This window comes from Candidatus Thiodiazotropha endolucinida (assembly GCF_001715975.1).
In the GTDB taxonomy this organism is placed as follows: Bacteria; Pseudomonadota; Gammaproteobacteria; order Chromatiales; family Chromatiaceae; genus Thiodiazotropha; species Thiodiazotropha endolucinida.
This window is the reverse complement of sequence record NZ_MARB01000009.1, coordinates 164,366-183,217: the sequence shown is the minus strand read 5'-3', so window position 1 is coordinate 183,217 and position 18,852 is coordinate 164,366. Positions and strand designations below refer to the sequence as shown.

The following is an 18,852-nucleotide window of genomic DNA, read 5'->3' as shown; positions in this document are numbered from 1 at the left end:
GCCCCTTTTTATATGGCGGATAGGGAGGCTTTGATTAGAACCCTTCGTTCGACCAGACGCGAAGCGTCGCAGGACGCATAAATATCTACCTAAAAATGGCTAAATGGCCATACCCCCAAGTTCAGCCCGGTGTGTATTTTCCACTGTCATCCAGTGTCATATGTCACTTTCTGTTTAAAATTAAAGGCTTATAGTTAATTTAAAGAAACGCTTTTTACCTGATGCTGTAGTATCGAAGACAACAAGATTGTGAAAACAACCTAAATCGGTGGCCGATATGCTGAATGAGAATGGAAATCCTTATATACATACAGCCGATGATCTTGACAGGCAGATCAAAATGGGTGCGGCGATCAATTATCGTAATCGCAAACGGGTTAAAGGCAGCATCCGGGAACTTGAGCGCTTGGCTGCAAACCTTCGTCGCGACGGTGATTGCAGCAGAGCAGATGTAATAGATCTGGAGATCATGGCGCTTTTGGACAAGAAAATCTGCAGAAAAATCATCAAACGGAGCAGAAAAGAACAGAAGCTACTTCACATGGGACCCAATTGAGGTTCGGTCACAGCTTTCACTGAGGTGGATTAACAGGATTGGACTAGGATATGCTTAACAAACACCTCATAAACAGTAGGCTTGGGGTTATGGATTAAGTTAACGATAAATACCTGAACCCGGGATCGGGAGCGCATGCAAAAGGTACTAAGGAGTAGACTGGAGATAGGGCGGCTAATTCGAATAGCCGCCGTCTTTTTTGTCTGTATTTCTACCGCAGCTCATAGTACAGATTCACTGATTCTCGGCATCCATCCCTATCGTTCCCATGATGAAATCCGTGAGATGTTCACGCCATTAGCGGAGTTTTTGAGTCAACGCATAGGGCAATCTGTCGAGGTGCGAATCGGGGAGTCCTATAAGTCTCACATAAATGCAATTATTCAGGGGCAGTTGGATCTGGCATACATTGGGCCGGCGCTTCTCGTTCAATTAAAGGATATGGATTTTGTTCCACATCTATTGGCTAGATTGGAGATTGACGGGAAATCTACATTTACAGGAAAGATTTTTACCAGAGAGGGTAGCGATATACGTACCCTTATGGACCTCAAAGGACGCCATTTCGCATTCGGCAGTTCATCCTCCACGATGAGTCATCTTGTACCTAGACAGGTGATATTTGAAGCGGGTATCGATGTCGATGATTTCGCAAGTTATAATTTTTACAGCAGCCATGACAATGTTGCGCTAGCTGTGCTTGCTGGTGATGCCGATGCGGGTGCTGTAAAAGAGGCGGTGTTTGATAAATATCATCACAAAGGGATTGTCGCTATCGCTACTACACCTGAGATATCGGAACATCTCTTCATTGCTCCAGCCGACACAAATCCCGATAAGGTTAGGTTACTGCGGCAGCAATTGCTTAGCCTAACCACTGACAGTCCTGAAACCAATCAGGTACTCTATCCCATCAAAAAAACTGCGACAGCCCTGGTTAGTGTTGAAGAGGATGATTATAAAAAACTCAGGGATGTTATTGCCGAATTACGAGCCAGGGGAGTGGTCAAGTGAGCAAGGATCAGCATGCGCCAACCCTGGTGTGGGTGGTGCTGGTGACCATTATATTTTTCCTGGTTCTGGCACTGGTATCAGGGATTGTGTTAAGGAATGAGCATCACCAGCATGTGCAGTTCACTGAAGAACTGGCAAAGGGACAAATGGAGATCATTGCTTCGATTGCAGAGGCAGAACTCCAGAAAGGCAATTATGAATCCTTATCCAAAATCATCAATCAATGGGCTGCCAAGTATAGCGAGGTCGATGAGATAAAGTTGGTATCACGAAACGGATTCATCATTGCAGGCTATGGTCCTGTTCAATCATCTGTACGACGGTACATTCTTGAACAGGATATCCCATACTCATACCGTGGCCTTGCAAAACTGACACTGGCCATCAGTCTCGAAGGCGCATACAAGCATACTCTGAAACAGGGGTTAAGGGTCTCAGTGGCGGTTTTTTCGCTGACCGGTCTGTTTGCACTTCTAATCTACCTTTTCCTGACTCGCCGTCACAAGGCAAACCTGCTCTCTTTGATGGTTGAAGAGTTAAAGGATACAGAATCCCGAAACATACAACTGGCTGCCTATCCTCGTGAAAATCCAAACCCTATTATCGCATTCGATCTAAATGGGAAATTAACTTTTAAAAATCCGGCGCTCAGAAAATTACTTGTCAGGCGTAACATCACAGATCCAATCAGTATACTGCCGGACAGCCACAAAATGTTCATAGATCGTCTCGCTAACGGAGAGCGTGAGATATATGGAGAAAAAGAGATTGATGAAATACATATGCTTGCGCATTATCAGATGATCGATGTTGCTGATGAGGTCTACGTCTATATCCAGGATATAACGGCTCAGCGGAAGGCAGAGAAGGAATTACGCAAGGAGCGCAATCAGGCTCATATAACGTTGGCGTCGATTGGTGACAGTGTGATTACTGTCAATATGGACGGATTGATCAGCTATCTGAACAATAAGGCGATGAAGCTGTTCAACACAGATGCTGGACATGCAATTGGCCGGCATTTTTCTGATATGGTAAGACTGGTGGATGATGGCGAGGAATGGGATATTGACAGCCTGTTAGCAGAATGTCGCACCAGTAAACCAAATCAGATTGTCAACGAACAGGTTTCGCTGTTAACAGAGGAGAAAGAAGCGCTGCAGGTTCAGGTTACTGCGGCTCGGATCTTTAGCCAGGATATAGAGACTGATGGTGTGGTTATCGTATTGCGTGATATTACGCGTGAATACCGACTGCAGGAAGAACTGCATCGTCAAGCAAATCATGACAGTCTCACCGATCTGATGAATCGCAGTGCATTTGAGACCCATCTGGAGAGCGCTTTGGACTCGGCGCGGCATCGGGGTCGCGAGCATATCCTGTGCTTCATGGATTTGGATCAATTCAAGGTGGTTAACGACACCTGTGGACACGTTGCAGGAGACGAGCTTTTGCGACAGCTGGGCCGCCTCATGCGCAAACATTTCAGAGGGAGTGATGTGCTGGCGCGGGTGGGAGGCGATGAATTCAGTGCAATATTGATTGACTGTCCGCTAGTGCAGGCCATAGAACGAATCGATTCCTTGAGGGAGGATGTTCAACAGCACCATTTTTATTGGGATAATCAAACTTTCAGGATCAGTCTCAGTATCGGCATCTCTCCTATAAATATGTATAGCGAGAATATCGCCAAGTTGATGAGTGCAGCGGATGCCGCTTGCTATTCAGCGAAGGATTCAGGCCGCAACCGTATAATAGTCTATGAAAAAGACAGCGTGACAACTAAACGCAGATTGGGAGAGATGCAATGGGTTTCACGCATTAACAGTGCAATGGATGAAGGGCGCCTGGTTCTCTACGCTCAGCCAATTGTAAAATTTGACAGTGATGAACAGCTGGTTGTTGCTGTAGAGGTTCTTATAAGGATGCGGGCCGTCGATGGAGAACTGATCCCACCCGGGGCCTTTCTGCCAGCTGCTGAAAGATATGATTTGATAGAGCGTGTCGATCATTGGGTTATTGAGGAAGTTATGCGACTGTTGGCAGACTGTAGCAGTAACTGCCCAGACTGCTTTATCAATTTATCCGGTGGCACACTGAGTCATAACCGAATTACACCATTGGTAAGAAAACTATTGCAAAAGTATGGGATTAGGCCAGAAAAAATCACTTTTGAGGTTACCGAGACCGCAGCTATTCAAAATCTATCGAGTGCCTTGAGAGTGATACGTGAACTGCGTGAGTTGGGGTGTCGTTTCGCATTGGATGATTTTGGTTCCGGACTCTCCTCTTTCGGTTATTTAAAGAACTTACCCATTGATTTCTTGAAAATCGACGGCATGTTCATAAAAGATATGAATACAGACTCTCTTGACAGGGGAATGGTAGAGGCAATAAAAACGGTTGCGGACACAATGAGGTTGACGACCATAGCCGAATTCGTTGAAAATGACGCGATTATTGAGGAATTGTGCCGGGTGGGTATAGATCTTGGTCAGGGGTATGGTATAGCCAACCCTAAACCGTTCGATGATTTTATCTCAGAAACAGATGACAGTAACGTGATTTGGTTGTCTGCAAAAACCTGATTCATAGTATTCAAGCACCAAGGCTGTCTTGAGGATATTATTAAGGAGTACTGAGGCGGATTTATTGCATCAATAAACAATGATCTCAGATACATTTTTAACGGGGATGCTCTCTGGCTGTTAGGATATCGCGATCAACCGGGACGCGATAATCATAATTAGTGGATTATTAGTTATAAACAAACAAGAAACCTACTTGTTTGAAGGGCTGTGTAATAAATATTACATGGGCTACCACGGATATAGGAACAGTATCGATGGATGAAGATGTCTATAGGACACCGAAATCGGATTTAACCAACCAAATTGAAAAAAAAGGGTCTGCAGTAAAAGCTGTCTTTATCGCAACTGTCGTGGATGTTACGGCCACTATTTTTGTCGGAATTGTGATATCAATCGTTTACGGCATGATACTCGCATCAAATGGTGATTCCATTGAAGTTATAACTTCAAAGCTTTCCACCATGGAATTGACGTCCAAGTTCTCGTTGGTTGCCTTGGCATCCGGTTGTCTGATAACTACTTTTGCCGGGTATTTATGTGCAAAACTGGTTAACCATTCCGAGTACAAAATTGTAGCGGTATTTGCAATCATTGTAATTGCTTTCGGATTGGCCATGGGCTTGTCTTACTACTCGGTTGGTGAAAATATACTCTTGAGTTTGTTGACGCTATGTTGTGTCTATTTGGGTGCATGGCTATATGTCAGTAGGAAACAACGCCTCCTCCAACACTTGAATGATTCATAGATATCTATATCGAGTCTTGGGTTGTCATATGCGCTGATGTATAGAAGGAAACCGCATTTTCTATATCCCTGACGATGTGTGCCAGATGATCAAGTCTTGCGAGACGCATGATGCATACTATTGGCTGGACAAATATAGACAGTTAAAGATTATCATCTTGATAGAGATCAATCGGATCCTGAGCGGGCTCATCTTTTGCATGCTGGTGACGAGGTCCGAATTCTTTTTCCAGCCGTTGTTCAATGAGATTGCGAATTCGATGGGTTATAGTATTGTCGAGTTCATCGTGTAGTATCTGGCTAATACGATCAGTGGCTTCATCGATTGCACTATTTACCGCTTCGGAAACGATTAACTGGAGGTCATCCCCGAGTTGCTTGGCGATATCATCCCGCATGGATAGCAGTTCTTCGTCATACTCAGGGATATCACTATCCTCTATATCGGCTTCTTCATCGCTGAATTCGATATACTCCGATTCAATTTCATCCATTGAAACCACATCTTCCAGTAGCGGAATGTCTGAATCCGAATCGTTTATTTTGTCGTTTGTACTCATCTATTTTATGTCGTGCTTGTTGAGTGGATAGCCCCTGTCACGGTAGAAGCGAAAACGCTCCCGCCCGGCAGTTACGATCTGTGGCTCCTTGTCAACGATCTCTGCAACACGATCAAATCTGCTGAAAAAACTGGGTACAACACTCGCAAGATTGATCAGAACATCCTTTTCTTCACCACTCTCCTTATCATGGCTGATAATCACAGGTGTGGTCAAAGGATTACACTCTTTAGCCATTCCATGGGGTACGAAACTGCCCTGACGAAAGGTCCATAACAATCTATTCATATGTCTTGACTCTTCTTCTGACTCGGTATGAATAAAGATCCTACGTCCTTGATGATAGATCTTTTCACTCAGGCGGCAGGCCAGGGTAAAGCGATTTCCCATGGCACGTTCATCGAGTACATAAAAGTCGACTTGCGTCATAGCATCTCCGGCTGGCAACGGTTGAGTGCGATCGATGTATTTGGATAAAAAGCCATAATTAGTTTATGGTTAAACATCACAGGCCACAACGTTTTATGAGAAATTGGGTGAGTAGCCCCACCGGCCTGCCGGTGGCGCCTTTATTTGCGCCACTACGCCAGGCAGTACCTGCAATATCCAGATGAGCCCACTTGAACTTTTTTGTGTAGCGGGAAAGGAAGCAGGCAGCTGTGATTGTACCCGCACCCTTGCCGCCGATATTCGCCATGTCGGCGAAATTACTGTCGAGTTGCTCCTGGTAATCATCCCACAGGGGCAATTGCCAGGCCCGGTCTCCGGTATCGTTGCCGGCGCTCAACAGTTCGTTTGCCAAAGATTCATTATTGGACATTAATCCGGAAGCCTGGTTACCCAGGGCCACGATGCATGCGCCGGTTAGTGTGGCGATGTCAATCACTGCAGCGGGGTTGAAGCGTTCGCAATAGGTGAGGGCATCGCACAGTATGAGGCGACCTTCGGCATCGGTATTGAGTATCTCAATGGTTTGACCGGACATGCTGGTCACGATATCACCAGGCTTATTGGCATCTCCATCGGGAAGGTTTTCCGAGGCTGGCACGACACCAATCAGATTAATCGGTAACTCCATGGCGATAGCAGCCTTGACGACGCCAATGACCGTGGCGCCACCGCACATGTCATACTTCATTTCATCCATTGCCGCTGAGGGTTTGAGGGATATACCACCTGCATCGAAGGTTAGTCCTTTTCCAACCAGTACAACGGGTTTGGCAGCGGGTTTTCCTCCCGAATACTCCATTATGATCAATTTTGCCGGCTGTCGACTGCCACGGGATACGGATAGCAGGGCGCCCATGCCCAACTTGGCCATCTGCTTTTCATCCAGTATCCTCACTTTCAGGCGGCTGTCGTTGCGCCCCAGTTTTCGTGCCTGATCGGCGAGATAGCCAGGAGTGCATATATTGCCCGGCAGGTTGGCCAGATCTTTGGTCAATTCCATGCCATCGGCGATGGCTACTGCCTGATAGAGCGCCTTCTGCGCTGCTTTTAAGTGGCGCCGATCGTGTAGGAAGAGTGCGAGACGTTTTAGCGGGCGTTGGTTTTTTTTGACTTCACTTTTGGTTTCGTTGAATTGGTAGAGGCCGGCCCCGGCGCTAATCACGGTCTCTCTGACTGCCTGAGTCAGTGAAAAATCCTCATTTACAAGTTCACTGAGACCCCAGATTGCCTCTATTGCATGTTTCTGGTTCAGACTCTTGACTGCTGAATTGACACATTTTGCGTACTGTTTTCTGCCGAAATCACGCTGTTTACCCAGTCCGATTAAGAGGATTCGCTCTGCCTGGATACCGGGAAGGTCATAGAGTAATAACTGCTGTCCGCTCTCTCCATTCATATCGCCGCGCTTGAGGATGCGTTGCAGTGCACCCTTGCTGGACTTATCCAACTGCTGAGCCAAAGGTGAGAGTTGACGCTTGGAGAAGATGCCGACTACCAGGCAGGCAGTGTTTAGCTTGGCGGGATCTCCGGTTTTAATGCTGTATTCCATGGAGTGGATGGCCTCTCTGTTTTATGTTGCAGATCAATAAGTGGGATAGACAGCCGATGCAATGTTTTATATACACTATGGATGATAAAAAGTCAGGATCACGACTCGGCGATGATTGACTCAAGTCTACCCAATCATAAGCCAATTGGGACCTGTTAGGGCCTGTTAACACTAATCCAATGCGCCCTGTTGTGTCTGAAAAAGCGCCAATCAAGGCGCGAGGAGAGAAGTTTGGTTATTCCAAATGAACGACGAGCAACGCCGAGTGGCGCTTTTTCAGGCACAACCCGAAGGGCTGGGGCTGTTTTCGCCCCCAGCGGCGTTATCATTCGCTCATGTAGAATAACTACACTACGCTCATTCTGCCTTGCTGGGCACAAAAACAGCCCCAGCAGGGCGTATTGGATTAGTGTTAACAGGCCCTAACACCTTATGTGGTGTAATCTAAGTAGAATGATCAGGACATATAGAGAGCAACCCCTTATGCAGTTCTGGACAGGCACTTATCGTTAAACATAAGCTTCGTACCTGATCGATTGAGTTAACGCTGACCAGGATATGATATTTGATCACTCTGATTGACCGCTACCTGCTGAGAGACGTGCTCAAGGCGCTGTTTGCGATTCTGCTGGTACTCGCATTGATATTGCTTGCTAACAGCTTCATCAAATTACTCAAAGAGGTGGCTTCCGGAGATCTCAATAGCAATCTGCTTTTCCAGCTGCTCGGTTTGCAGATGGTGGTCTATATTCCACGCCTGATTCCACCTGCCTTTTTCTTTGCCGTACTGTATGTGATCGGCAGAATGTACCGTGATAGCGAGGTGGTTGCTCTGGCCGCCTGTGGCATCGGTGACCTTCGACTCTACCGCTCCCTGATTTTCGTGGTGACACCGATCGCGTTGTTGACGGGCTGGTTGTCGCTCTATGTTCAACCCTGGGCAAGCCGCCTCAGTGCGGAGCTGATCAGCATGCAGCGTGGACAGGCCACTGAATTGGCCGGAATAAGTGCCGGGCGCTTCAACGAATACAGTCGGGGCGACCTTGTGCTCTATGTGGAGTCGATCGCAAGTGAGAAAAAGCGGATGCGTAATGTCTTCGTGCAGCAGCGCAGAGCGGGTGTTCTCAGCCTGGTGACGGCAAGGCAGGGATATCAATATGTCGATGAGGAGTCGGCTGAACGCTACCTGGTATTGGAGGATGGTGTCAGATATGAAGGTTCACCTGGGGAGGCGGACTATCGGATCAGCGAATTTGAACGTTATGGCTTGCGTATCAAGGGGGCCGAAGGGGTGGTCGCCAAAGTCAACCGCAAATCCCTCTCGAATGAAGCGTTATTGAGCTCCAAGTCGATCAGGGATCGAGCTGAATTCCAGGTCAGATTCGCACAGGTACTCGGTTTATTGGTGTTTGCGCTGCTCAGCCTGCCTCTCAGCCGTTCCATGCCCCGCCAAGGTCCTTTTGGCCGCTTGGTGTTGGCCTTTATCCTCTACACACTCTACCTGAGCCTGCAGGGGGTGGCGGAGAATTGGATGATTGATGGCACGACAGCGGAGTGGCTGGGAATCTGGTGGGTGCATTTAATGCTGGCGCTGATCGGGCTATCGCTGCTGATTCCCGATTCTCACCACTATCGCAGGATGCAACGGAAATTACTGAGAGGCGGGGCATGATCACTCTCTTTGACAGATATATCGGCAAAACAGTATTGGTCGGGATCGTCGGTGTACTGGCGCTGCTGCTGGTGCTGATAGGTTTTTTTGAATTAGTGGCCGAGCTGGAGGAGGTGGAACGGGGATATACCACATCGATGGCATACACCTATGTGCTGTTGGGCATGCCACGATACTGTTATGAACTCTTTCCGTTAGCGACCCTGCTCGGGAGCCTGATCGGATTGGGAGTGCTGGCGGGCAATTCGGAGCTCCTGGCCATGCGGGCGGCCGGTATCTCGATTGCCAGGATTGTATTATCGGTGTTGAAGACAGGGCTTTTGGTGTTGGCGGTTGTAGTGATGATTGGCGAATTTCTGGCCCCCGAAGCGGAACAACAGGCACAACGTATGAAGAATGAGGCCTTGTCCGGACAGATCAGCCTAAAAACCCGCTACGGATTTTGGTCCCGTGACGGCAACACGTTCATCAATATCAGACAGATTCTCCCGGATTCCCAATTGGCGGATATATCGATCTATGAATATGGTGAGAATTCCCGCCTTCTCCGGGCGATACATGCGGACCGGGCCAGCTATCAGTCAGATGGTTGGGTTATAGAGGATGTGAAACAGACGGATTTTACTGAAGCCGGTCTATCGGTAACTGTGAATCCCCGTCAATCCTGGCATGCAGAGTTGGATCCTTCGGCGCTCGATGTGCTGACAGTGAAACCGCACATGCTGGCTGCCTGGGATCTGTGGCGATATATCGACTATCTGCAGAAGAACGGTCAGGCATCGATCAATTATGAAGTGGCGTTCTGGGGCAAGCTGACCACCCCGCTGGTGACTATGGTGATGTTGTTTTTAAGTATCCCCTTCGTGTTCGGTTCTCTGCGCAGCGTAGGGGTGGGACAACGCATATTTGTCGGTGCCATGCTGGGTATTGTCTTTTATCTTTTGAACAGGGCCTTCTCCTACATGGCGGTGGTCTATTCTCTGAATGGGGTGTTTGCCGCATTCTTTCCTCTGCTGCTATTTTTAGTATTGGCGGCATGGATGTTGCGGCGTGTACATTGAGGTGACAGCCCGACTACAGGCTTGGAATTTGAAGATTGGAATATGAGTGACGCAGCTGAACGCCGCGGATCACGTCCTTCAGTGCCAGCGTAAGGTAAGCTGGATGCCGAGATAGTCTTTTACCATAGGATCTGTGTGAGCCCTGTGGGGATCTCTCCAGTTCGGTTGCAATGTCTCAATGAGATTTGGACTCTGGTAGAAGGTGCGCAACGCCAACTCGCTCTCAACCCCGACGCCAAACAGACTATCCACCATGGTATTCAATGTACCGAGGGGATCGGTGGCGATAAGAATGGTTTTGTCCCAGGTGCTGAATGTTGATTGTTGTTTGATCTCGCGACGGGTCTCCTCAAAATACCAACCCAGCAAGGCACCCATGGTGGGGGTAAAAATGACATCCTGCACGGAGACGGGTTCAAACAGCGCCTCAAGTCCGAACTCATAGATTGAAGAGAGGGTAAAGGAAAACCAGAAAGCTCCTGTCTCCGATAATCCCCGCTCTCTGCCACGGGTATAGTAGGTCATACCCCAATAGGGATGCAGTATGTAGTTGATATACCACTCATCGGGATCCCAACGGGGGTGAGAGACGTTGTCCCACCACTTATCGAAGGTATATTCCTCTTTTTGCTCTTCAGTCCATGCGGAAATATCTTCCGGCATCACGTACAGCAGTCCCACAATAAAAAACTGGTAACCGAAAAAATAGGCGGCATCTCGTCTCAAACCGGGATAGTCGACAGGACTATCGTCATTGAGCTCCCTGCCGAAGCCGTAGGGCCTCTCCTGCTGTGTGATGGGGGTTGAAGATTCCTGCAGCTCGAATATCCCGGGATAGCGTTCAGGGAACTGTTGCGGCAAGATCTCTTTTGCCGATGCCAACTCGTAGAACGAAACCGGGCTGACAGGTAGCCAATCACTGGATTGTGCATGACTCATCAGCGGTAGCAGCATGAGACAACTCAGGAGCCATCCCATCGGATTCTTTAACAGAGTGTCGATATGTTTCGTTTCTTTGGTCATAGGCAGATATCTGTAGCCTGGTGTGGGCTATGGCGACAGATGAGTCTGGTTCTTCAACTTCGGATAGTGAGTGAGACAGGAACCGCCGGCCGCGATTATAGCGGATCGTCAATCAGGAACCACCATTTTCGTGTGATTTCTAGCACCGGAGGGCGATCATGGCATTCAAGGTATGGGTATGGAATGTGTTGCAGGGGTAAAAAACAATAGGGCAGGTAGTGTTAAATGAAGTGAAAACAGATAGTTATGGCTTCTTTATGTCATCTTCGTTGGTTTTACGCAGATTTTCGAGATTGTCGAGCACGCGTTGGGCGCGCTGTATCTTCTCCCGTGCCCGTAGATCCGTAGGATCCAGGGTCAGGGCTGCCCGCCAGGTCGCCTTGGCACTCTCTATCTCGCCGTCCCGGTAGAGTCGGTCACCAGCCAGTAGCAGATTTTCTATATATTTCTTTAATGTTCGGTTGACGTCGGCGAGTAATTTTTTCGCTGTTTCGTTCTTGGGCGATTCCTTCAACACGCGCTTGAGTGCACGCCTGGCTTCCTTAAGTTGCCCGCTCTCAACAAGTCGCTGGGCCTCCGTCAGGTTTTTGTCGATACGTTTTTTCCACTTCTGCTCTCGATTGGTCTGCTCTTTTTTTGCAACCTCTTTTTTGTACTGGATCTGCTCCTTGAGCAGATGCTCCATGAGATTTTGGTCGGCCTTGTCCTGTTTCAGCGACAGGGCGAGTGTCAGGCAATCCTTGGAGAGGGCATTGTTTCGCTTAAAATGGCGCCATGCGCACTCTGACAGAGACTTTTGCATGCTGTGCAGGGTTTCCCGGGTCTCTTGCAAAAGCGTGGCGTAGTGTGGTTTATCGGGGCTGGCTTGGCTCAGTTTGGTAAGAATCGGCAGCTGATTCTTCAATGCTGAAGTATTGCTGATGAGCAATTGATCGTTCAGTTCCTCTTCCAGTGTCTTTTGCTGGGTTCTGAAACTTTCAAGCTCTTTCGAATACGCTGTGCTCAGATTCCTGTTGGTACTGGCACGGTCAAGAAGGCTGATAGCCTCGCCATAACGCCCCTTGGCCGCCAGCTGCCGGCTCTTGTCCAGTGCATTCTCTTCAACGGGTGCGGGCGTGGTTTTTTTGCTTTCTATCAATTGGCAGCCCGCAAGCATCGATAACAAAAGATAGGCTGCAAAAAGTTTGAAGGGTTGTTTCATCTAACCTGTTTTTTCAATATGTAAGCCATGGTACGCAACAACCATTGACCGAATTCCCGGGACGGTGTTCCCGCAATATAGGGTGTGACGAGATTTTTTTTACCACGTATCTTCAGCGTGGGCTGTTTGTGCAGTTCAACCATATGGGACACGCCTGGAAATGCCGCCGTCGCTTGACTCATCATGATCCCGTCAACAGGTGCTGCACCGCATAGGCGGGAGGCGAGATTAACCGTATCGCCTACCACAGTATATTCCAGTCGGTCGGGTATTCCGATATTACCGGCCAGCATTGTACCGCTGTTTATGCCGATCCGAAGCATGATCGGTTCCTTGCCTGCCTGACGACGCTTTTTATTGATATGACGCACCATGGCTTGAATCAGCCAGGCACAGCGGATTGCCTGCTGACCGTGCTCCTTATCCGCTTCGGGAACACCAAACAGGATCATGGCGCTGTCGCCGATAAATTTATCCACAACGCCGCGACAGCGGTGGGCGGAGTCGGCAATGGCGCCCAGATAGAGGTTCAGCAGGGATGCCACCTCATCGGCGGGAAGATCCTCCGAAAGCCGGGTGAAACCCACTATGTCACAGAACAGGATACTGCCTTCCATCTCCTGATTGGCGAGGCGCGGTTGCGACAGGTTTGAGAGGATTTTCTCGGCAACCACGGGTGATACATAACGTGACAGGGCATCTTCGACCTGACGCTTTTCCAGAAGTCCCGCGCTCATACGGTCAAAATGGGCGTACACCTGGCCGATCTCGTCATGGCGGTCGGTCTCCATCGGGCTGACCAGCAGACCCGCCTCAGGCTTCTGTCCCGCCTGGGCGAGCAGGGTGATAGGTCTGCTCAAGCGCTTGCTCAGGACATAGGAGAGTATGGCTGCAATCAGTATCAGTCCAAATGTGGCATAACCGATGATACCTATGGTGCGCTGCTGATTCCGGTCAAGGAACTGCCGATCCAAAGTGATCATCGCATGGCCGGCGATGACATCGCGAAATTTGATGGGGCTGAAAAAAGTGATTGCCGGATGCCGGATATTTCCTTCATCGCGCCAGGACCAGATCATCGGTAACAGCTCTTCAGAGCCTGGGAGCTGGTGGGGCACATTGCCGGACGTGATCCATGGTTTTTCACTCGGCACGATCGCTGCGCCGACCACCTTATCATTTTGTGTCTGACGGCTTACGAGTCCCTGCAGATTGAATTGGTCATCCGCCAGCAAGGGTTCGCTGGCGGAGTGGGCAAGTTGTTCAACCAGGACCTCTCCGAAGCCTTTGACTTCGCGCATATGGAAGCTGGTTTGTTGGGTGATGAGAAACCAGCCGAGAACACCCATAACCATCGTGATCAGTGTCCCGATGTAGATCGTCCATTTGATGGCGATGGGAACAGGTGCCTTCCTAAACAGTCTTACAAACCAGTTAATCACAGATATAGTCTTATAAATCAGTTGGATATGAATGTTGTTGTGTATTTTAAGTTAAATAGTATATTCCTGCTCGACGGATCAGTGTGAGCGACCGCTACAGTTATGGTAAAGCTTACACGGGATTGTTCCTGCCATACCAGGATCTGGGCAATACCGGGAGTTAGTCGTTTGTAATCTTGGCGGCCCGGTTGATATGTTGTAAAAGCCTGGCGGAGATCTCCTCGATCGACATGGACGTGGTATCCAAATAGGGGATTGTATAGTGCTTATAGAGATCTTCAGCAAGCTTTATCTCCATTTTACACTGTTCTAGAGATGAGTAGCGGCGGTCTGGCCGCCGCTCTTGCCGAATGCGTTGTAATTGGTGTGGATCGATGGTCAGCCCATAGAGCTTGTCCCGGTAAGAATTCAACACATTTGGCAACAGATCATTCTCAAGATCATCTTCCGTGAGGGGGTAGTTTGCCGCCAGAACACTGTGCTGCAACCCGAGAAAAAGACAGGTGGGGGTCTTGCCGACACGGGATACCCCAATCAGGATCAGATCGGCGGTTGTGTAGTTCCTGGTGACCGCCCCGTCATCATTATTCAGGGCGAAATTTACCGCATGGATGCGCTGATCGTAGGCACGGTTGTTGTCAGTCGTATGAAAACGACCCAAGGCATGGGAGGAGGGTAGTTGCAACTCCTCCTCCAGGCGGGCAGTGAATGTCTCGAAAAAGTCCATTACCGGAACATCCAACTGCTTGAAATAGTCACGGATCTGGGGATCCACCAGGGTGGTGAAGACAATCGGCTTCTGTTCGGACTCGATAGTCGTCTGATTGATTCGCTCCGCCACCCGCCTGGCCTTGTCGAGACTATCGATAAAAGGCCAATGAACAGTTTCGTAGGTAAAACCATCGAATTGACTCAACAGCGATCGTCCCATGGCTTCGACTGTGATGCCGGTGTGGTCGGCAAGAAAGAAGATGGTACGCTTCATACGCTGGGCTGCAGGGTTTTATTGCTATAGGCGATTTAAACGGATGAGTCGGGTGCCGCCAAAAGCGGCACCCGGGCTGTTCGATCAGCTTTCCAGGCCGGCCAGCAGACGCCAGGTATCGATTACCGTATCCGGATTCAGGGAGACGCTTTGGATACCTCGCTCAACCAGCCATTCGGCAAGATCAGGGTAGTCGGACGGGCCCTGTCCGCAGATACCGACATATTTTCCTGCCGTATTGCAGGCCTGAATGGCCATCTCGAGCATCCGTTTAACCGCGGGATCCCGCTCGTCAAAGCTCTTGGCCACCAAGCCGGAATCCCGGTCCAATCCTAGGGTCAACTGGGTCATATCGTTTGAACCGATAGAGAAGCCGTCGAAAAATTCCAGAAACTCTTCGGCCTGGACGGCGTTTGAGGGCAGTTCGCACATCATGATGACCCGTAAACCGTTTTCACCCCGTTTAAGGCCGTTCTCCTCCAACAGTCGGATGACAGCGGCTGCCTCCTCCAGGGTGCGTACAAAGGGGATCATGATCTCCACATTCTCGAATCCCATCTCTTCCCGTACCCGTTTCAGGGCGCGGCATTCCAGCTCGAAGCAGGGTCTGAAACTCTCTGAAATATAGCGGGAGGCTCCGCGAAAACCGATCATCGGATTCTCCTCTTCGGGTTCATAGAGTTTGCCTCCGATCAGGTTTGCGTATTCGTTCGATTTGAAATCGGACATGCGCACGATGACCGGTTTACCGTTGAAGGCGGCAGCCAGGGTGGAGATACCTTCAACCAGTTTCTCCACATAGAAATCGACCGGGGCCGGATAACCGTCGACCTGTTTCTGAACTTTGGTCTTGATATCGCTGGGCAGATTGTCAAACTCCATCAGTGCCCGGGGATGCACACCGATGGTGGTGTTGATGATGAACTCCAGGCGCGCCAGACCGATACCGGCATTGGGAATACGGCTGAAGGCGAAGGCTCGACTCGGATTGGCCACATTCATCATGATCTTGGCGGGTGGTTCAGGAAGGGAGGTGACGTCGCCGCGGCTGATCGAGAATTTCAGCAAACCTTCATAGATAAAACCGTCATCACCCTCGGCGCAGGATACCGTGACTTCCTGGCCCTCTTGCAGGGTTTCGGTAGCATTGTTGCAGCCCACCACCGCCGGGATACCCAGTTCGCGGGCGATAATCGCGGCATGACAGGTTCGGCCGCCCCGGTTGGTGACGATGGCGGAGGCCCGTTTCATCACCGGTTCCCAATCAGGGTCGGTCATGTCGGTGATCAATACATCACCGGGCTCGACCTTGGCCATTTCACTGGCGTCATGGATGATCTTCGCCACGCCGACACCGATGCGTTGACCGATGGCGCGGCCCTGGGCCAACACCTTGCCTTTCTCTTCCAACTTGAATCGTTCCACCGTGGTGGCGTTGACCCGGCTCTCCACCGTCTCCGGTCTTGCCTGTAGGATATAGAGTTGACCGTCACTGCCATCCAGGCCCCACTCGATGTCCATTGGACGCTGATAGTGTTTTTCGATGGTGATCGCCATCTGCGCCAGGCTTTCCACCTGTTCGTTTGTGAGAGAGAACTGCCGACGTTGCTGTTCCGGTACATCGACGGTGACCACCCGCTCTTGATCCGCCTGACCGTAGATCATTTTGATCGCCTTACCGCCCAGATTGCGTCGCAGGATGGCCGGCCGTCCAGCTTCCACGTTGCCCTTGTGGACGTAGAACTCATCCGGATTCACCGAGCCCTGTACCACCGTCTCACCCAAGCCGTAGGAACTGGTGATAAAGACGGCATCCTTGAAGCCGGACTCGGTGTCCAGGGTGAACATAACCCCGGACGAGCCGATATCGGAACGCACCATGCGCTGAATACCTGCGGAGAGAGCCACATCTTCGTGGGCAAAACCCTGATGTACCCGATAGGAGATCGCCCGATCGTTGTAGAGGGAGGCGAAGACCTCCTTGATGGCGATCATCACGGCATCCAATCCCTGCACATTGAGGAAGGTCTCCTGCTGGCCGGCGAATGAGGCATCCGGCAGGTCTTCGGCGGTTGCCGAGGAACGGACAGCGACAGACGGGGGAGTATCCGTGTCGCCGGTGAGCTGTTTGTAGGCCTCGGTTACCGCGGTCTCCAGAACCTCAGGGAAGGGGGATTCAACCACCCATTGGCGAATCGTCTTGCCTGTCTCGGCCAAAGCGGTTACATCCTCCACATCGAGGGCTTTCAATAATGGATCAATCCGTTCCGCAAGGTGATTGTGACGCAGAAATTCTCGAAATGCATGAGCTGTTGTAGCAAAGCCACCCGGAACGCTGACACCCGCATCGGCGAGGCCGCTGATCATCTCACCCAAGGACGCGTTCTTTCCTCCCACCTGATCCACATCCTGCATTTTCAGATGTTCGAACCAGACGATCTGCCCATTCACCACTTGTCCTCTGCTGTTGGATTGATTGGATGAATCATTCATGTTTGTAACCTCTGAGGTGGTCCCCTTGACGTTGGCAGCTGTTGCCGCTACATAAACAGCTCTTTCCGCAGCCCGCACCCTCTTCCCTGGGGGGGCCGAATTCAGGATGCAGCTTGGCGAAACGCCGCGCGATGGATTGTACGATCAACCAACCGAGCAGCAGAATAGGAATGATTGTCATGGCAATTAGATAATCAATCATTGTTCAACCCCCGAGTCCTGCAAACCCCATAAACGAGAGCGACAGCAACCCACCGAGCATCAGACTGACCGCAGCGCCCTGGGTAATGCTGGGCATGGTCGAAAGCTCCAGCTTTTCCCGCAGACCGGCCATTAACACGATCGCCAGAATAAAGCCTGTCCCGGCTCCCAAGGCATAGACCAATGATTGCAGGAAGTCATACTCTTTAAATGTCTGAAACAGTGCCAGGCCGAGGATGGCGCAATTGGTCGTGATCAACGGCAGAAAGATACCCAGGGAACGGAACAGGCCCGGGGTGAATTTCTTCAGCGTCATCTCCACCAGCTGTACAGCACTGGCGATTACAGCAATATAGGCGATTAAACGCAGAAACTCGATCTCGAATGTCACCAGGACAATGTTGATCAGATAGGCGCAGACGGAACTGACCAGCATGACGAACATTGTGGCCAATCCCATGGGCAGGGCGGTGTTGAGTTTGCCTGAGACTCCAAGAAACGGGCAAAGACCGAGAAACAGCGCCAGCACGAAGTTGTTGGCCAGTACTGCGTTTAGAAAAATAAAACTGAGTGATTCAGTGCCCATGGTTCATTTCATTCCGAAATATGAATTTAAAATTAATCACTGCGTTTCCGCCGCTGTTTCCAGCTCCGCCCGCTCTTTCCGTTGATTTAACCACTCAAACAACAGCAGCCAGGCCCCGAGCACAAGAAAACCGCCAGCCGGCAGTACCATCACCACCCAGGGTTCGAACCGGGGGCCGAACAGATCGATTCCGAACAGGCTGCCGGCGCCGAGGATCTCGCGTACCACGCCCAGACAGAGAAGAGCGAAGGTGAAGCCGATGCCCATCCCAAGTCCGTTTGTGACTGCCTTTAACGGTCGGTTCCTGGAAGCGTAGGCCTCCGCTCGACCGAGAATCATGCAATTCACCACAATCAGCTGAATAAAGGCACCCAAGGCATTATAGAGGTCGAGGGATATCGCCTGGATGGTGTAATCGACGATGGTGACAAAGGTGGCGATGATGACGATATAGGTGGCGATCCGGACCTGTTTCGGTATGCTGTGACGCAGCAGCGAGATCAGGGTGCCGGAGGCGAGAAGTACAAAAGTTGTGGCGAGACCCATTGCCAAGGCGTTGATCGCCGAGTTGGTGACCGCCAGAACAGGGCACATGCCGAGCAGCATGACGAACACCGGGTTGTCCCGCCACAGGCCTTCGGAGAATGTTTCCCAGGTGATGGTGTTGTTGTCTTTACCCATGACTAATTCGCTTCTCTGTGGATGTGCAGAGTATCGTTATAT

The 18,852-nt window shown here is 50.2% G+C and carries 17 protein-coding genes; 6 read left to right on the top strand and 11 right to left on the bottom strand.

All coding sequences use genetic code 11. The features are described 5' to 3' along the window. The first annotated feature begins 277 nt into the window (after positions 1 to 277). The 4 genes from CODIS_RS09690 (at position 278) to CODIS_RS09675 (ending at position 4,907) form a co-directional block, all read left to right on the top strand. Positions 278 to 556 carry a hypothetical protein gene (locus CODIS_RS09690; protein ID WP_069124566.1) on the top strand — a complete coding sequence of 93 codons (279 nt, stop codon included), beginning with the start codon at positions 278 to 280 and terminating at the stop codon, positions 554 to 556. Positions 557 to 691: 135 nt separating this feature from the next. After that, positions 692 to 1,570 carry a phosphate/phosphite/phosphonate ABC transporter substrate-binding protein gene (phnD, locus tag CODIS_RS09685; RefSeq protein ID WP_069124564.1) on the top strand — a complete coding sequence of 293 codons (879 nt, stop codon included), beginning with the start codon at positions 692 to 694 and terminating at the stop codon, positions 1,568 to 1,570. Between the two features lie 35 nt (positions 1,571 to 1,605). After that, on the top strand, positions 1,606 to 4,158 hold the full coding sequence (locus CODIS_RS09680; protein ID WP_154723075.1) for an EAL domain-containing protein: 2,553 nt from the start codon (positions 1,606 to 1,608) through the stop codon (positions 4,156 to 4,158). 257 nt (positions 4,159 to 4,415) lie between these two features. Beyond that, positions 4,416 to 4,907, top strand: a complete 492-nt coding sequence (locus CODIS_RS09675) for a hypothetical protein (protein WP_069124561.1) — start codon at positions 4,416 to 4,418, stop codon at positions 4,905 to 4,907. 142 nt (positions 4,908 to 5,049) lie between these two features. Here the strand turns inward: CODIS_RS09675 and CODIS_RS09670 are convergent, their stop codons facing one another. From CODIS_RS09670 to CODIS_RS09660, 3 genes are all read right to left on the bottom strand, one after another. Beyond that, complete coding sequence (locus tag CODIS_RS09670) at positions 5,050 to 5,466, bottom strand: hypothetical protein (protein ID WP_069124557.1); 417 nt, start codon at positions 5,464 to 5,466, stop codon at positions 5,050 to 5,052. Then, complete coding sequence (locus tag CODIS_RS09665; protein ID WP_069124551.1) at positions 5,467 to 5,895, bottom strand: DNA polymerase III subunit chi; 429 nt, start codon at positions 5,893 to 5,895, stop codon at positions 5,467 to 5,469. Positions 5,896 to 5,971: 76 nt separating this feature from the next. Next, complete coding sequence (locus tag CODIS_RS09660; RefSeq protein WP_069124548.1) at positions 5,972 to 7,465, bottom strand: leucyl aminopeptidase; 1,494 nt, start codon at positions 7,463 to 7,465, stop codon at positions 5,972 to 5,974. 565 nt (positions 7,466 to 8,030) lie between these two features. On the opposite strand from CODIS_RS09660, the gene lptF reads away from it, so the two are divergent. Together lptF and lptG are read left to right on the top strand one after the other, a co-directional pair. Continuing rightward, on the top strand, positions 8,031 to 9,137 hold the full coding sequence (gene lptF, locus CODIS_RS09655) for an LPS export ABC transporter permease LptF (protein ID WP_069124543.1): 1,107 nt from the start codon (positions 8,031 to 8,033) through the stop codon (positions 9,135 to 9,137). Next, the gene (gene lptG, locus CODIS_RS09650) at positions 9,134 to 10,198 is read left to right on the top strand and encodes an LPS export ABC transporter permease LptG (RefSeq protein ID WP_235615186.1); all 1,065 of its coding nucleotides are present in this window, start codon (positions 9,134 to 9,136) and stop codon (positions 10,196 to 10,198) included. Before lptF ends, lptG begins: the two co-directional genes overlap by 4 nt. Positions 10,199 to 10,276: 78 nt before the next feature. On the opposite strand, the gene CODIS_RS09645 is transcribed toward lptG, so the two are convergent. From CODIS_RS09645 to rsxE, 8 genes are all read right to left on the bottom strand, one after another. Further along, positions 10,277 to 11,221 (bottom strand): DUF3943 domain-containing protein, encoded by a 945-nt coding sequence (locus tag CODIS_RS09645; RefSeq protein WP_069124538.1) that lies wholly within the window; start codon positions 11,219 to 11,221, stop codon positions 10,277 to 10,279. A 244-nt stretch (positions 11,222 to 11,465) separates the two neighbouring features. Further along, entirely contained in the window at positions 11,466 to 12,422 is a 957-nt protein-coding gene (locus CODIS_RS09640; protein WP_069124533.1) for a tetratricopeptide repeat protein, read from the bottom strand. After that, the gene (locus CODIS_RS09635) at positions 12,419 to 13,864 is read right to left on the bottom strand and encodes an adenylate/guanylate cyclase domain-containing protein (RefSeq protein WP_154723074.1); all 1,446 of its coding nucleotides are present in this window, start codon (positions 13,862 to 13,864) and stop codon (positions 12,419 to 12,421) included. The genes CODIS_RS09640 and CODIS_RS09635 overlap by 4 nt, the downstream gene beginning before the upstream one ends. Positions 13,865 to 14,024: 160 nt before the next feature. Then, positions 14,025 to 14,849 (bottom strand): posphoenolpyruvate synthetase regulatory kinase/phosphorylase PpsR, encoded by an 825-nt coding sequence (ppsR, locus tag CODIS_RS09630; RefSeq protein WP_069124531.1) that lies wholly within the window; start codon positions 14,847 to 14,849, stop codon positions 14,025 to 14,027. 84 nt (positions 14,850 to 14,933) lie between these two features. Next, the gene (gene ppsA, locus CODIS_RS09625) at positions 14,934 to 17,300 is read right to left on the bottom strand and encodes a phosphoenolpyruvate synthase (RefSeq protein WP_154723078.1); all 2,367 of its coding nucleotides are present in this window, start codon (positions 17,298 to 17,300) and stop codon (positions 14,934 to 14,936) included. A gap of 34 nt (positions 17,301 to 17,334) precedes the next feature. Then, positions 17,335 to 17,544 carry a chemotaxis protein gene (locus CODIS_RS09620; RefSeq protein ID WP_069124525.1) on the bottom strand — a complete coding sequence of 70 codons (210 nt, stop codon included), beginning with the start codon at positions 17,542 to 17,544 and terminating at the stop codon, positions 17,335 to 17,337. Between the two features lie 3 nt (positions 17,545 to 17,547). Then, positions 17,548 to 18,129, bottom strand: coding sequence for an electron transport complex protein RnfA (locus CODIS_RS09615; RefSeq protein ID WP_069124520.1), 582 nt, complete (start codon positions 18,127 to 18,129; stop codon positions 17,548 to 17,550). A 36-nt stretch (positions 18,130 to 18,165) separates the two neighbouring features. Then, positions 18,166 to 18,810, bottom strand: a complete 645-nt coding sequence (rsxE, locus tag CODIS_RS09610) for an electron transport complex subunit RsxE (RefSeq protein WP_069124517.1) — start codon at positions 18,808 to 18,810, stop codon at positions 18,166 to 18,168. Positions 18,811 to 18,852 lie beyond the last annotated feature (42 nt).

Excerpts from the sequence above, each read along its gene's own strand:
- CODIS_RS09690 (WP_069124566.1), top strand. The coding sequence starts at position 278 with ATGCTGAATGAGAATGGAAATCCTTATATACATACAGCCGATGATCTT.
- phnD (WP_069124564.1), top strand. The coding sequence starts at position 692 with ATGCAAAAGGTACTAAGGAGTAGACTGGAGATAGGGCGGCTAATTCGA.
- CODIS_RS09675 (WP_069124561.1), top strand. The coding sequence starts at position 4,416 with ATGGATGAAGATGTCTATAGGACACCGAAATCGGATTTAACCAACCAA.
- CODIS_RS09670 (WP_069124557.1), bottom strand. The coding sequence starts at position 5,466 with ATGAGTACAAACGACAAAATAAACGATTCGGATTCAGACATTCCGCTA.
- CODIS_RS09665 (WP_069124551.1), bottom strand. The coding sequence starts at position 5,895 with ATGACGCAAGTCGACTTTTATGTACTCGATGAACGTGCCATGGGAAAT.
- CODIS_RS09660 (WP_069124548.1), bottom strand. The coding sequence starts at position 7,465 with ATGGAATACAGCATTAAAACCGGAGATCCCGCCAAGCTAAACACTGCC.
- lptG (WP_235615186.1), top strand. The coding sequence starts at position 9,134 with ATGATCACTCTCTTTGACAGATATATCGGCAAAACAGTATTGGTCGGG.
- CODIS_RS09645 (WP_069124538.1), bottom strand. The coding sequence starts at position 11,221 with ATGACCAAAGAAACGAAACATATCGACACTCTGTTAAAGAATCCGATG.
- CODIS_RS09640 (WP_069124533.1), bottom strand. The coding sequence starts at position 12,422 with ATGAAACAACCCTTCAAACTTTTTGCAGCCTATCTTTTGTTATCGATG.
- ppsR (WP_069124531.1), bottom strand. The coding sequence starts at position 14,849 with ATGAAGCGTACCATCTTCTTTCTTGCCGACCACACCGGCATCACAGTC.
- CODIS_RS09620 (WP_069124525.1), bottom strand. The coding sequence starts at position 17,544 with ATGATTGATTATCTAATTGCCATGACAATCATTCCTATTCTGCTGCTC.
- CODIS_RS09615 (WP_069124520.1), bottom strand. The coding sequence starts at position 18,129 with ATGGGCACTGAATCACTCAGTTTTATTTTTCTAAACGCAGTACTGGCC.
- rsxE (WP_069124517.1), bottom strand. The coding sequence starts at position 18,810 with ATGGGTAAAGACAACAACACCATCACCTGGGAAACATTCTCCGAAGGC.